Source organism: Actinoallomurus sp. CA-142502 (assembly GCF_050936355.1).
Classification (GTDB): Bacteria; Actinomycetota; Actinomycetes; order Streptosporangiales; family Streptosporangiaceae; genus Actinoallomurus; species Actinoallomurus iriomotensis.
The window spans coordinates 1,103,961-1,117,147 of sequence record NZ_JBNJMY010000001.1; the positions used below are offsets into that span (position 1 = coordinate 1,103,961).

The window sequence follows — 13,187 nt, forward strand, 5'->3', positions numbered from 1 at the left end:
GATCACAAACGTAACAAAGCACTACTAGCCGGAGACGGACGGGCTGACCAGGCCGGTCTCGTACGCGTAGACGACGGCCTGGGCGCGGCTGTTGAGGCGCAGTTTGGTCATGATGCGGTTGACGTGCGTCTTCACCGTGGTCTCGGCGATGTCGAGCGTCTCAGCGATCTCCGCGTTGGCCATTCCGCGGCCGACCATGCGCAGCACGAGCACCTCGCGTTTGGTGAGCTCGTCGGGCGTCTTGGCCGGAACGCTGCGGTTCACGTACGCCTCGATCAGCCGGCGGGTCACGCTGGGCGCGAAGAGCATGTCGCCGGTGGCGACCGTCCGTACGGCGGCGAGGAGACGTTCGGGCGGGGTGTCCTTGAGCAGGAAGCCGGACGCCCCCGCCCGCAGCGCGTCGTAGACGTACTCGTCGAGGTCGTACATGGTGAGGATCAGCACGCGCGGCGGAGCCCCGCCGGCGTCGGCGAGGATGCGGCGCGTGGCCTCGATGCCGTTGACGCCGGGCAGGTGGATGTCCATGAGCACGACGTCGGGCCGCGTGGACGCGGCGAGTGCGACGGCCTGCTCGCCGTCTCCGGCCTCGCCCGCGACGTCGAGGCCGGGCGCGGCCCGCAGCAGCGCGGCGACGCCGGCCCGGATGAGGACCTGGTCGTCCACCACGAGGACCGTCGTCGGAGCGGCCGGGTCTCCGGCCGTCGCGCCGGGGTCGGTCATGGCGTCGCGGCCGGCGTGACCGGTCCGTCCGGCGACGCCGGAGGTACGGGAAGGGTCAACACGACTTCGAACCCACCTTCCGGGCGCGGACCGGCGATCACTTGGCCGTCGTAGATACTGGCGCGTTCGCGCATGCCCAGCAACCCGTGCGGTATCTCCTCCATGCCGTGGGGCGCCGGCCGTTCGCCGGCCCCGCGGCCGTCGTCGACGACGTGCACGACGACGCGTTCCGCCTCGTACGCCACGGTCACGGACGCCCGGGCCTGCCCGGCGTGCCGCAGGACGTTCGTCAGCGCCTCCTGGATGACGCGGAACGCGCACTGGTCGTGGCCGGACGGCAGGGGACGCGGTGTGCCGGTCACGGTCACCTCCACCGGCACGCCCGCCGAGCGCACCCGCCCGGCCAGCTCCTCGAGCCGGCTGAGGCCGGGCGCGGTTCCGTACCCGTGCTCGCCGGGGTCGGGGCGGGCCATCCGCAGGACGGCGAGCAGGCGGCGCATCTCGGTCAGCGCCTCGCCGCTGGTCGCGAGCGCGGTGTCCAGCGCGCCGCGCGCGGTCTGCGGATCGCTGGCCAGCGTGTAGCGGGCGAGCCCCGCCTGCACCGAGACGACGGACATGTGATGCGCGACCACGTCGTGCAGCTCGCGGGCGATGCGGACCCGCTCCTCGGCCACCGCCTGCCGCGCGCGGTACTCCTGTTCGACGCGCAGTCGCGCGGTCAGGTCGGCGAGCTGGACGTTGCGCTCGGAGAGCCGCCGGGCGTTCGTGCCCACCGCGCACACGCACGCCGGCACCAGCAGGGCCTCGATGACGGCGAGCGGGCCGGGCAGCGACGCTCCGCCGTACAGGATGACGGCCATGGTGAGCGCCATCCCCAGCACGAGGTCGCGCGGCGGCCGCGTCGCGGCGACCGTGTAGACGGCCAGCAACGATGCCCAGACGGTGATCGAGGGCACGTAGCCGGCCGCTATGTAGCCGGCGTACCCCGCGCACGAGACGAGCAGGATCGTCCGCGGGTACCGCCGGCGCAGCGCGAGCGGCAGCCCGGCGACGGCGCTGAGCAGGATCGCCAGGGTGTCGAAGGGCCGCCAGCCCGGCGGATCCCACGTCTCGCCCGCTGCGACGAAGCCGAGGACCAGGCAGATCGCCAGTACGGTGTCGCCGGCCCGGGGGCCGGGCCGGCGCAGCGCCCTGCGAAGGATCATGCGGGCACTGTAGGCACGATCGCGTACCACGTCGGTTGCACGAGGCGCCGCCGCTGCCCCCAGGGGTGGGCGCGGACGGGCGTCGCCGACACCGTGGGTTGCAGGAAAAACATCATTATTGTGCCGGATGTCCGTTCCGGTCGCCGTGCGTACCGTCGGTGACGACCGTCTCGCCGGCCGTCGCGGAGGTGCCAAGGGTGGATTTCCGGGTGCTCGGACCGGTCACCGTCCGGACGGACTCCGGAGAGCGGGTCGCCTCCGGCGGGAAGCTGTGGACGTTCGCCGCACTCCTGCTGGTGCATCCGGGTGAGACGGTGGCACGTGAGCGGGTGATCACCGAGATCTGGAACGGCACGCCGCCGCCCTCGGCCGGCGCGAACCTGCGCACGTACGCCATGGGCCTGCGCCGCCTGCTCGGTTCGCGCGCCGGCCGGTTCACCGGCCACCCGGCGGGCTACCGCCTCGACGTCGAACCGGTCGACGTGGACCTGTGCGTGTTCGAGCGGCACGCGGCGGCGGGCCGGGCCGCGCTGCCGGGCGATCCCGCGACCGCGGCCGAGCACTTCGGCCGCGCCCTCGGCCTGTGGCGCGGCGCGCCGCTCGCCGGGCCACGCCACGGTCCCGTCCTGGCCATGACCGCCGAGATCCTCGACGAGCAGCGGCTCAACGTCGGCGAGGACCGGTTCGCGGCACTGCTGGACCTCGGCCGGTACGAGGAGGCCGCCGGCGGGCTGCGCCGCCACCTGGCCGGTCATCCGCTGCGCGAACGCGCCTGGGTCCAGCTGATGACCGCGCTGTACCGGCAGGGCGACCCCGCCGCGGCGCTGGCCGCGTACGCCGACGCGCGCGCCGCGCTCGCCGACGGGCTGGGCATCGACCCGGGAGAGGAACTCCGCGCCCTGCAGCAGGTGGTGTTACGGCGTGACGCGCTCCCGCCGCCGCGGCGGGCCCTGATCACGGCCACGGTCGCCGCGGAGCCGGCGGCGCCACGCCAGCTGCCGCGCGTCACACCGTTCTTCGTCGGCCGCGCCGCCGAACTGGCCGCGATCCGCTCCGCGCTGGAGGCCGTGCCGGACGGCCCGGTCGCGGTCGCCGTCCACGGTCCCGGCGGCGTGGGCAAGTCGGCGTTGGTGCTCCGCGCCGCGCACGCCGCCGCCGCGCGGTTCCCGGACGGCCAGCTCTACGCCGACCTGCGCGGCACCAGCCTGACCTCGGCGCCGGTCCCGGCCACCACGGTGCTGGCCCGGTTCCTGCGCGCGCTGGACGTGCCGTCGGCGGAGATCTCCGGCGATCCGGACGAGGACGCCGCACGCCTGCGGTCGGTGCTGGCGGACCGCCGGGTGCTGGTCGTGCTGGACAACGCGGCCGGCGCCGAGCAGGTGACGCCGCTGCTGCCCGCGACCGCCGGGTGCGCCGTCCTGATCACCGGCCGCCGGCCGCTGGACCCGCTCGACGCGATCGTGCTGCCGGTGAATCCGCTGAGCGAGGCCGAGGCCGTGCGCCTGCTGGCCGAGCTGGCCGGTACGGAGCGGATCGACGCCGAGCCGGAGGCGGCCGCGCGGGTGGTGCGGCACGGCGACCGGCTGCCGCTCGCGGTCCGCGTGGCCGGCGCGCGGCTGGCCGCCCGGCCCGAATGGCCGGTGGCGATGCTGGCCGACCGGCTCGACGACGACGCGGCGCGCCTGGACGAGCTGCGCCACGGCGACCTGGCCGTACGCACCTGCCTGCGGGTCGGCTACCGCGACCTGGCGGCCGCCGATCCGGTCGCCGCCCGCGCCCTGCGCCTCGCCGGTGCCGCCGGCCTGTCCCACGTCCGCGCGCAGGCGGTGGCCGCGCTGCTCGACGACGTCCCCCGGGTGGCGCGCGACGCATTGGACCGGCTCGCCGACGCCCAGCTCGTCCACGCCGAGGGCCCGGACTCCTACCGGATGCACGACCTCGTACGGCTCTTCGCCGCTGAGCTGGCCTCGGCCGAGGACGGCGGGGACGGGGACGCCGCGCTGCGCCGGCTCGCGAGCCACTACCTGGGCACGGCGCGAGAGGCGGCCCGCTGCCTGCGGGACGACCCGGTGGCCGAGATCGCGGGGGACTGGCTGGAACCGGACTGGGCCGTCCCGCCCCCGTTCGCCGGCCCCTCCGAGGCGGTGGCGTGGCTGGAGGCCGAACGCGACGGGATGGTCGCACTGGCCCGGCGCCTGGCCGACACACCCGACCGCTCCGCCCGCCTCGCCATCGACCTGATGTGGGTGCTCCAGTCCTACCTGCCACGCGGCGGACACTGGAGCGACTACGCGCTCCTCGCCGAGCAGGCGCGCCGGGTCGCCGACCGGCTCGGCGACCGCCGCGGCGAGATCCTGGCCTGGACCATCCTCAGCGGGGCCGACCAGCAGGCGAGCCGCTTCGACGCGGCGGCGGAGAAGCTGAACCGCGCGCTCGGACTGGCGCAGCGGACCGGCTCGCCGACCGGCGAGGCCAGCGTGCTCTCCCACCTGGGGCACCTGTACCAGCTGCGCGGCGACGACGAGCGGGCGCTCACCTACTACGCGCGGGCGCTCAGCCGGTACGAGCTGATGAAGCTGCCCCTGCAGCGGGGCCTCCTGCTCCACAACATCGGCGAGATCCACCTGGCCCGCGGCGACGCGGAGGAGGCGGTGGCCCTGCTCGACGCGGCGCTGCGGCTCCAGCGCGGCTGCCGGGACCGGCTGGGCGCCGCCCTGACCCTGGCGATGCTCACCGTGGCGTACTGCGAACTGGACCGGCACGACGCCGCCCAGGCCAACGGCACGGAGGCCGTGCGGCTCGCGGCCGAGACAGGCCATCGGCAGGCCGAGTGGCTGGCGCTGCTCGGGAGGGCGGAGAGCCTGCTGCGCCTCGGCCGCGTGGAGGAGTCCCGCGAAGCGGCGAACACCGCCCTGGAGGTCGCCGCGCGCCCGGCCGACGACTACCGCCGCGCCCTCGCCACCTACGCACTGGCCCGCGCCGCCGACGCGCTCGGCCGGGTGACCGAGGCCCGCACCCTCTGGGACCGCGCCACCGCACTCCGCGCCACCACCCGCACACCACCGCTGCCCGTCCTCGAACGCCTCCTCCACCTCCCCACCGCGTCCGCGAGGTGATCGGGCGGCTACCGGGTGTCCTCGGCTTTGGCGGCCCGGTGTAGCCTCGATGTACTACACGTCGTAGTTTTCAGTGAGGTCATGGTTCCGCCTGGGTGGTTTCGGCTGGTGCGCGCCGGGGGTTTCGCCTCGGTGTGCGTCGTGCTGTCCAAGGCCGGGCATGACCTGATGGCGTCGCGTCCGGCGCCGGCGTGGTCCGGCTGGATCGCCCTGGCCGTCGTGAGCGCGGTCGGGTACTGCCTGGCCGACCGGCGACGGCCGCTGTGGTGGATCCTGCTCGCCGTGGAGGTCGCGCAGAGCTGCCTCCACCTGTGGTTCACCTGGTCCACGCCGGCGGACCCGGATACGGCTCCCGGCCGCCTCGGCATGGTGACGCACGGCGGCATGCACCACCTCACCGGTGCCGGCACGCCGGCGGGGATGCCGCACGACGGCGGGATGTCGGCCGGCATGTGGGGCGCCCACGCGCTGGCCGGGCTGCTGGTCGCCCTGTGGCTGTACGCCGGTGAGCGGGCGCTGTGGCACGCGCTCGGCGTGATCGTCGGATCCCTCGTGGGGCGCACGCTGCGGGCGTTCGCGGTCTTCCTCCGGGGTGGCGTCGACGCGGATCGCGGGCCGGCCGGCGCGGACCCCTGGCGAGGTGAGGACGAGTCCCCGCCCGCTCTCGCGGCGCTGCGCCACGCGCTGGTGCGGCGAGGGCCGCCTCGGGCCGTCGGCACGTACTTCGCGTGATCACACGCGGCGCCACCGCCGGCGCCGCTTCACCCGGTTTCGCCTGACCGGTCCGGGGGCCGTCCATGAGCCCTCTGGCGCCGGAGGCGACGCCGTGGTCGCCGTACGCCCGTTCACCATGCTCAGGATCACGATGTTCTTCTCCCATGCCACCGGACGCGGCGCCCGAGTCGCCGGTCCCGGGGCCGCAACCGCCCGGCGGCTCGCCGGGGCCGCCGCGCTCGGGCTCCTCACGACGCTGGCCGCCTGCGGAAACCAGGCCGACTCACCTCCGGTGAAGGTCGCCGGGCCCACCCCCGATCTGCACGGCACGAGGATCAGCACGCCGTTGCGCGAACCCGACCTGACGCTGACCGGCGCCTCGGGACGCCCGGTGAACCTCAGGAAGGCCACCGAGGGCAGGCTGACGCTGGTCTACTTCGGTTACACCCACTGCCCGGACGTGTGCCCCACGACCATGGCCGACCTGGCCGCGGCGCTGCGGAAACTCGCCCCGGCCCAGCGCGCCCGGATCGCGGTGGTGTTCATCACCACCGACCCGTGGCGCGACACCCCGAAGGTGATCAAGTCCTGGCTGGCCTCGTTCGACTCGTCCTTCATCGGGCTGACCGGCGACTACGCCAAGATCCAGGCGGCGGCCAAGCCGCTCGGGATCGCCCTGGAACGGCCGTCGTCGACCACGGGCGACTACGAGGTCACCCACGGCGCCGAGGTGCTGCCGTTCGGCGCCGACCACCGCGCGCACCTCATCTACACGGCCGGTGTCACCGCCGCCGACTGGGCCGCCGACCTGCCGAAACTCCTGCGGGAGACGACCACGAAGGGCGGCGACACGTGAGCCGGCGGACGCCGCTCCTGGCCATGGGCGTGGCGGTCGTCGTGGCCGTCGCCGCGCTCGCCGCGTGGACGTCGGCCGCTCCCGTGAGCAGGCCGAAGCTGCGGGTCGTGGGCGCGTACGTGCCCCGGCCGGCCTCGCCCGACGTCGCCGCCGCCTACTTCACGGTCGTCGACGAGGGAGGCGCCGGGGACGAGCTGACCGGGGTCGGCAGCGACGTCGCCGCCGAGACGATGATGCACCGCAGCACCGGCCGGACCATGGAGATGGTCGGCTCGGTCGCGGTGCCCGCCCGGGGACGGCTGGTGTTCCGCCCCGGCGGATATCACGTCATGCTCGAACGGCCCGTACGGTCACTGCGGCCGGGGGACCACGTCACGTTGACGCTCCGTTTCCGCCGGTCCGTCCCGATCACCGTACGGGCGCCGGTCGAGCCGATCGGATACCGGCCCGATGGCACGTGACCCCGATCGGCGCGTGAGCCGCCGCGGACTGCTCGCGATGACCGCACTCGCGGGAGGCGCCGCCGTGGCCACCGGCGGCGCGGGCGTGGCCGCCGCGACACGCGGCGAGTCCGCACGCGCTCGCGGCGGGCACCGGATCCCCTTCGACGGCCGGCACCAGGCCGGGATCCTCGCGCCGTACGCCGCGCACGGCTGGTTCGCCGCCTTCGACCTGGAGCCGGGGGCGGACGCGACCCGGCTGCGGTCGATGCTCCGCGCCTGGACCGGCGCGGCACGGGACCTGACCGCGGGCCGGGCGCCGTCCGGAGACGACGCGATGGCGGCGGGGTACGGCCCGGCCGCGCTGACGATCACGGCCGGGTTCGGCGCCTCGCTGCTGCGCCGCCTCCGCGTCCCGGTTCCGGCCGCGCTGGCCCCGCTGCCCGCCTTCCCCCGCGACGAGATCGATCCGGCCCGGAGCGACGGCGACGTCGGGGTGCTGTTCACCGCGGATGACGCCATCGTGGTCGCGCACGCCCTGCGTACGCTCACCCGGCTGGCGCGGGGCACCGCGCGCGTCCGATGGCAGATGAGCGGGTTCAGCACCACCGACGGCGTGGTGACCGGACAGAACGCCACTCCGCGCAACCTGATGGGCCAGCTGGACGGCACCGGCAACCCCCGGCCCGGCGACCCGGGATTCGACTCGAAGATCTTCGTCGGCGACACCGGGCCGGCGTGGATGCGCGGCGGGACCTACCTGGTCTTCCGCCGGATCCGCATGCTCCTCGACGACTGGGACACCCTGCCCCGGCACCGGCAGGAGCAGGTCGTCGGACGGCGCAAGGACACCGGCGCGCCGCTGTCGGGCGGTACCGAGTTCACGCCCTTCGACCTGGACCGGCAGAACCCCGACGGCTCGCTCGCCATCGGGCCGGGCGCCCACGTCCGGCAGGCGTCTCCGGAGTCGAACGAGGGCGCGACCATCCTGCGCAAGGGCTTCTCCTACTTCGACGGCCACCGAACCGACGGCACGCCGGACGCGGGCCTGCTGTTCATGGCCTTCCAGTCCGACCCGGCCGGCGGCTTCACCCGGATCCAGCAGCGGCTCGCGCTCGCGGACGACCTGAGCCGGTACCTCCGACACACCTCCAGCGCGCTGTTCGCGGTCCCGCGTGGCTGTGATCCCGGTGGCCATCTCGGCCAAGACCTCCTGGAGAGACTCTGATGGACCATCCCATGACGATGGGCGACCCCCTGGCGCCGCTCACCTGGGGTCAGGCGTTCACCACGTGGCGGTTCGCGCCCGTCACCGCCGCACTCCTGACACTCGCCCTGCTGCTCTACCTCGGGGCCGTGGTCGCGGCGCGCCGGGGCGGGACGCGATGGCCGCTCGCTCGTACGGCCGCGTTCACGGCCGGGCTCGCGGTCGCCGGCGCGGCGATCATGGGCAGCCCCGGCGTGTACGGGGACGCGGGCCTGCTGTGGGTGCACATGATCGAGCACCTGATGCTGATCATGTTGTCGCCGTGGCTGCTGTGCCTCGGGCACCCGACGACCCTGCTGCTGCGCGCCACTCGCGGCGCCGCCCGCGATCGCGTCGAGTCGATCCGGGGCACGTGGTTCGCCAGGTTCCTCCGCTCGCCGCTCACCGGACTGGCGGGATACGCGGCGGTTCTGTTCGGCGTCCACCTGTCGTCCTTCATGGACGTGATGATGGGATCGCCGGGACTGATGGCACTCGAGCGCGCCCTCTACCTCGGCGGCGGGTACCTGTACTTCTCCCGGCTGCTGACCGCCGACTCACCCCGTGACGGGCTGCCGTACCCGCTGCGGCTGTTCAGCCTGTTCATGGGCATGTCCGCCGACACCATCGTGGGGATCGTCCTGCTGCAGGCCACCCACCCGCCCTTTCCCGCCTACGCCCGGACGCAGCCGTCGTGGGGGCCGGGCCCGCTGGCCGACGTCCACGGCGCGGGCGCCGTCATGTGGATCGGCGGCGACGGCCTGATGTTCGTGATGATGCTGGTCGTCGCCGCCCGGTGGTTCACGGACCGGTCGCCGGAGGCCGCGCGGGCCGGCGAGTTCCTGGAGTCGGCCCGGCAGGCGGCCCTCGCCGGCACCGGGCACGGCGACACCGCGCGGCAGGACCGCGAGCGGCTCCGGACCAGCGGGGACGTCGACGAGGACGACGCGGCCCTGGCCGCCTACAACGCGCTCCTCGCCGACCTGAACCGTACGCCGCGCGCGGACCGCTGACCGCGACGGCCCGTCAGCCCTTCACCAGCACGGCCGTGAGCGTCATCAGTGAGACGGCCACGACCGCCACGGTCGTCAGGACGGGACGACGGGCGCCGGTTACCAGGGCGCTGAGGGCGAGCGCGGGGATGCCGATGGCGGGGTGCACCTTCACCAGCGCGCCGCTGAGCGAGGCGAAGGCGATGGCGGTCCGTCGCCAGGCCAGTTCCGTGCGCTCCTCGGCCAGGCCCGGGTCGGACGCCGCCTCAGGCCGTCCGGTCATCGGCCGTGCGCGGCGGACAGGACGAGGACCGTCGCGGAGACCAGCGCGATGACCCCGACGGCGAACGTCAGGACCTTGGGCAGGACGGACCGTGGCAGGGGCTCGGACCGGTACAGGGCGCGCTGGTTACGGCCCAGCTCCAGGTGGCCGATCACCGCGATGACGGCGCCCAGGAGGATCAGCGGGACGGCGAGCGCCGGCCGCCCCCACGGGACGCCCGGGAACGGGCGCAGGAGCTGGGCGACCGCCAACCCCGCCGCGACCAGGGCCAGCGCCGTACGGTTCCACGCGAGGAACGTGCGCTCGTTGGCGAGCAGGAATCGCGCGTCCGGCGGTGTCTCCGCGGCGGTGACCGGCGTGACGCGCCGGCGGGCGCGCGGGGGCCGTACGGCGATCGGCGCCGCCAGGACGAGCACGGCGAGGGCGATCGCGGCGAGAGCGAGCCGGCCGCCGCCGGGTGACCCGGTGAGGGTGACGGTCACCACCGCCAGCGCCATGCCCAGCTCGCCGGCCGCCACCGCGCGGTCCACCGGGGGCGCCGGGACGGTGTCGCGCGCGATGACGAGCGTGCCCAGGAGGACGCCGAGGGCGGCGAGCAGGATCGTGTTCACCGTTCCAGGGGCGGGCTCCACGGCGATGCCGGCGATGACGGCGACGCAGCCGGCCGCGGCGACCATCCCACGTAGGCGGGTACGGCGCGCCGGGCCGAGGAGGGCGGCGAGGACGAATCCGGCGGGCGGCGTGGCGGTGATCAGCCCGGCCACGGCCGGAGGCACACCGTCGGCCGCGCACAGCCGCGGGAGCAGCACCAGCGGCGCGAACACCGCGAACCGGGCGGTCAGGGTGAGAGCCGGCGACCTCCGTCCGCCGCGCGGCAGGGCATGCGACTTTCGGGAGAGGCGCGTCCGGGGGAGCAGGCAGCGCCCGGCCACCGCACCGGCGCATCCGGCCGGAACGCCGGCCAGGAACACCCAGCGCCAGCCCGCCGAGGCGATGATCAGGCCGCCGGCGACCGGTCCCGCCACCAGGCCGAGGAGCGACGCCGCGCTGGTCGATGGTCTACCCGGAATGACGCCGGTGCTCATCAGCGCGAGGCCGCCGGCCTGGACCATGGCCGCGCCCATCGCCTGCACCACCCGGAACGCGATGAGGACCGTCAGGGAGGGCGTCAGCCCGCACACGGCCGAGGCCGCCGTGACCACCACGAATCCGTATGTCCAGGTCAGCTTGGGACCGAGCGCGTCGACCATGCGGGTCATCGGGGCCGCCACCGCGGCCAGGGTCAGCAGGTGGCCGAGTGACACCCACTGGACCGCGACCGGCGACACGTCGAAGTGCCGCCGCAGTGCGGGCAGCGAGAACACGACGGCGCCGGCGTCGCATCGCCCGAGGAACGTGCCCGCGCACACCGTCGTCGCCGCGAGCCATGAGGCGCGCGGATGCTCGCGCACGATCCGGGGCCGGGGCGCCTCCGTGCGCAGAGCACCCAGAACCGGCATGCCCCCACTCCTCGCGGTTAGTTCTGTAAGAGAAGGACATCACGCAACATAGGCACCCGATGACGGACTGTGACACTGGCGGAACGGGGCGACGACGGTGCGGCCGGGGGAAGGAGGTCTTGGCCCGACCGCTCATTGCGGGCCGCGCCGAGTCATGCGCGGCGCGGGGACGGCGGGTCGGGGGTACCGACGAGCGAGCGCGCGTGGAGGAGGGCGGCGGCGGGGTCCGGGTGGAGCAGATCGGCGGGCGGCAGGTGCGTACCGTCGGTCGCGTGGGCGATGAGCCGGTGATGGCGGGGGCGTACCCCGGCCAGCAGCACGGTCACGCCGCGACCGCGCAACTGCGTGATCGTCTCACCGAGCACGCGGGCCGCCGTCAGATCCAGCGCGGAGACGCCGGCCATGCTGAAGATCACCACCCGCCGTCCGCTCACCTGGCCCAGTCCTTGGACGAGCCGGTGACTGGCGGCGAAGAACCAGGGACCCTCCAGCCGGTAGAGGCCGATGTCGCCGGCGGTCGTACGCTCCTCACCGGCGTCGTCTCCGTCCGCGCCCTCCAGGGGCATCGCCTCGATGCGCCCGCTTCGGGCGAGCGCGGCCACGGTGACCACGGTCGCGATGACCACTCCGGCGGCGACCGCCGCGATGAGGTTCACCATCACCGTGACGGTCAGCGTGAACGCCACGATCAGAGCGTCGCTGAGACTCGTGCGCACGATCGCGGCCAGCGACCTGATCTTGATCATGCGCACGGCCGCGCCGAGCATCAGCCCCGCCAGCGCGGCGCGGGGGATGGCCGAGACCAGGCCGCCGGCCATGAACGCGATCGCGGCGAGTGCGAGGGCGTGAGTGAGGGAGGCGAGCCGGGACGTCGCGCCGCATCGGACGTTGACCGCCGTACGGGCCAGGGTCGCCGTCGCGGGAACCCCGCCGACGAAGGGCACCGCCAGGTTGGCCAGGCCCTGCCCGAACAGCTCCCGGTCCGGGTCGCTGCGCTCTCCCGCGCCCAGCGCGTCCACGACCGCGGCCGACAGCAGTCCCTCCAGGGCGGCCAGCACCGCGATCGCCAGCGCTGACGGCAGGAGGGCCACCGCGACGCCGAAGTCGAGGAAGTGCGGCGACGGGACGGGCAGACCGGCGGGCACCTCGCCGACGCGTTCGAGGTGCAGGGGCAGGAACCGGGCGACCAGCGTCGCCGCCGCGATGGCGATCAGGGCGACCGGCACCTTCGGCAGACGCCGGCTGCCCACCGTCATCGCCACGGCCACCGCCGCCGCCATCAGCAGGGGCGCCGGCCGTACGTCTCTCGCGTAGTCGGCGACGGTCGCGGCGGCCACTCGCCATACTTTCTCCCCATGCCGCGCGCCGAGCCCGAGCGCGGCCGGGACCTGCTGCAGCGCGATCACGACGGCCACCCCGACCGCGAACCCCTCCACCACCGAGGCCGGCACGCAGCGCGCGTACCGGCCCAGCCGGGCCAGCGCCGCCAGGACGAGCAGGACGCCCGCCATCATCCCGGCGAGCAGGGCACCTTCCACGCCGTGGTGGCGGATGATCGGGACGAGCACCACGGTCATCACCCCGGTCGGCCCGGACACCTGAAGCGCGCCGCCGCCGAAGATCGCTGCGAGCGCGCCGGCCACCACCGCGGTGGCCAGCCCGGCCCGGGCGCCGAGGCCCGAACTCGCGCCGTAGGCCAGCGCCAGTGGCAGCGCCACGACCGCGACCGACAGCCCCGCCAGCACGTCCCGGCGCGGGTCGCGCCGCATCGCGGCCCAGTCCGCTCGCCCGGGGAGCAGGGCGGTCAGCCGGTTTCGCGGGATCGGCCGTCGCCGGCCATGCCGGGGAGCGGTCCGCGGTGAGAACACGATTCCCGGCATCACACGCTCCGTTCCGGCGGTCGAGTGCGCATATGACGCTTTTGCCGCTACTGGCCGGTGCGCGCACGCGGATGATTCCGTCGATCACAGAGAGTAATTATGGTCACGTCTCGATCGGCAGTTGCGGAATAGGCTGATTGCCCTTCCCGAATGGGGTGCCGCCATCGGCCGCGTCGTTACATTCGAATTTCGTAATGCCGATCGGGACAGTAGATTATGTGGAGTTCACGCAACAT

General features: G+C 74.5%; 11 protein-coding genes. 6 read left to right on the top strand and 5 right to left on the bottom strand.

Features of this window, described 5'->3' with window-relative positions:
* Nucleotides 1–24 precede the first annotated feature (24 nt).
* Nucleotides 25–720: a response regulator gene (locus ACQEV1_RS05350; RefSeq protein WP_285631146.1), complete on the bottom strand. Its 696-nt coding sequence runs from the start codon at nt 718–720 to the stop codon at nt 25–27.
* Nucleotides 717–1,925: a sensor histidine kinase gene (locus tag ACQEV1_RS05355; protein WP_285631149.1), complete on the bottom strand. Its 1,209-nt coding sequence runs from the start codon at nt 1,923–1,925 to the stop codon at nt 717–719. Before ACQEV1_RS05355 ends, ACQEV1_RS05350 begins: the two co-directional genes overlap by 4 nt.
* Before the next feature lie 197 nt (nt 1,926–2,122).
* Between ACQEV1_RS05355 and ACQEV1_RS05360 the strand changes: the two genes are divergently transcribed.
* The 6 genes from ACQEV1_RS05360 to ACQEV1_RS05385 all read left to right on the top strand — a co-directional run bounded on the left by ACQEV1_RS05360 (nt 2,123) and on the right by ACQEV1_RS05385 (nt 9,310).
* Entirely contained in the window at nt 2,123–5,041 is a 2,919-nt protein-coding gene (locus tag ACQEV1_RS05360; RefSeq protein ID WP_433391867.1) for a BTAD domain-containing putative transcriptional regulator, read from the top strand.
* Between the two features lie 81 nt (nt 5,042–5,122).
* A complete protein-coding gene (locus ACQEV1_RS05365) occupies nt 5,123–5,773 on the top strand; it encodes a hypothetical protein (protein ID WP_433391870.1) in 651 nt (216 codons plus the stop codon).
* 94 nt (nt 5,774–5,867) lie between these two features.
* Complete coding sequence (locus ACQEV1_RS05370) at nt 5,868–6,611, top strand: SCO family protein (RefSeq protein WP_285631158.1); 744 nt, start codon at nt 5,868–5,870, stop codon at nt 6,609–6,611.
* A complete protein-coding gene (locus ACQEV1_RS05375; RefSeq protein WP_433391873.1) occupies nt 6,608–7,072 on the top strand; it encodes a copper chaperone PCu(A)C in 465 nt (154 codons plus the stop codon). The genes ACQEV1_RS05370 and ACQEV1_RS05375 overlap by 4 nt, the downstream gene beginning before the upstream one ends.
* Nucleotides 7,073–7,085: 13 nt before the next feature.
* Nucleotides 7,086–8,279, top strand: coding sequence for a Dyp-type peroxidase (locus ACQEV1_RS05380; protein WP_433391875.1), 1,194 nt, complete (start codon nt 7,086–7,088; stop codon nt 8,277–8,279).
* The gene (locus tag ACQEV1_RS05385) at nt 8,279–9,310 is read left to right on the top strand and encodes a cytochrome c oxidase assembly protein (protein WP_433391878.1); all 1,032 of its coding nucleotides are present in this window, start codon (nt 8,279–8,281) and stop codon (nt 9,308–9,310) included. The genes ACQEV1_RS05380 and ACQEV1_RS05385 overlap by 1 nt, the downstream gene beginning before the upstream one ends.
* Nucleotides 9,311–9,323: 13 nt before the next feature.
* Here the strand turns inward: ACQEV1_RS05385 and ACQEV1_RS05390 are convergent, their stop codons facing one another.
* The 3 genes from ACQEV1_RS05390 to ACQEV1_RS05400 all read right to left on the bottom strand — a co-directional run bounded on the left by ACQEV1_RS05390 (nt 9,324) and on the right by ACQEV1_RS05400 (nt 12,951).
* A complete protein-coding gene (locus tag ACQEV1_RS05390) occupies nt 9,324–9,572 on the bottom strand; it encodes a DUF202 domain-containing protein (RefSeq protein ID WP_433391881.1) in 249 nt (82 codons plus the stop codon).
* Complete coding sequence (locus ACQEV1_RS05395) at nt 9,569–11,071, bottom strand: MFS transporter (protein WP_433391884.1); 1,503 nt, start codon at nt 11,069–11,071, stop codon at nt 9,569–9,571. The genes ACQEV1_RS05390 and ACQEV1_RS05395 overlap by 4 nt, the downstream gene beginning before the upstream one ends.
* 152 nt (nt 11,072–11,223) lie before the next feature.
* Nucleotides 11,224–12,951: a SulP family inorganic anion transporter gene (locus ACQEV1_RS05400; protein ID WP_433391886.1), complete on the bottom strand. Its 1,728-nt coding sequence runs from the start codon at nt 12,949–12,951 to the stop codon at nt 11,224–11,226.
* Nucleotides 12,952–13,187: the final 236 nt, after the last annotated feature.

Bases quoted from the DNA above. Each gene is read 5' to 3' on its own strand.
- ACQEV1_RS05350 (WP_285631146.1), bottom strand. From the start codon at position 720: ATGACCGACCCCGGCGCGACGGCCGGAGACCCGGCCGCTCCGACGACG.
- ACQEV1_RS05355 (WP_285631149.1), bottom strand. From the start codon at position 1,925: ATGATCCTTCGCAGGGCGCTGCGCCGGCCCGGCCCCCGGGCCGGCGAC.
- ACQEV1_RS05365 (WP_433391870.1), top strand. From the start codon at position 5,123: ATGGTTCCGCCTGGGTGGTTTCGGCTGGTGCGCGCCGGGGGTTTCGCC.
- ACQEV1_RS05385 (WP_433391878.1), top strand. From the start codon at position 8,279: ATGGACCATCCCATGACGATGGGCGACCCCCTGGCGCCGCTCACCTGG.
- ACQEV1_RS05390 (WP_433391881.1), bottom strand. From the start codon at position 9,572: ATGACCGGACGGCCTGAGGCGGCGTCCGACCCGGGCCTGGCCGAGGAG.
- ACQEV1_RS05395 (WP_433391884.1), bottom strand. From the start codon at position 11,071: ATGCCGGTTCTGGGTGCTCTGCGCACGGAGGCGCCCCGGCCCCGGATC.
- ACQEV1_RS05400 (WP_433391886.1), bottom strand. From the start codon at position 12,951: ATGCCGGGAATCGTGTTCTCACCGCGGACCGCTCCCCGGCATGGCCGG.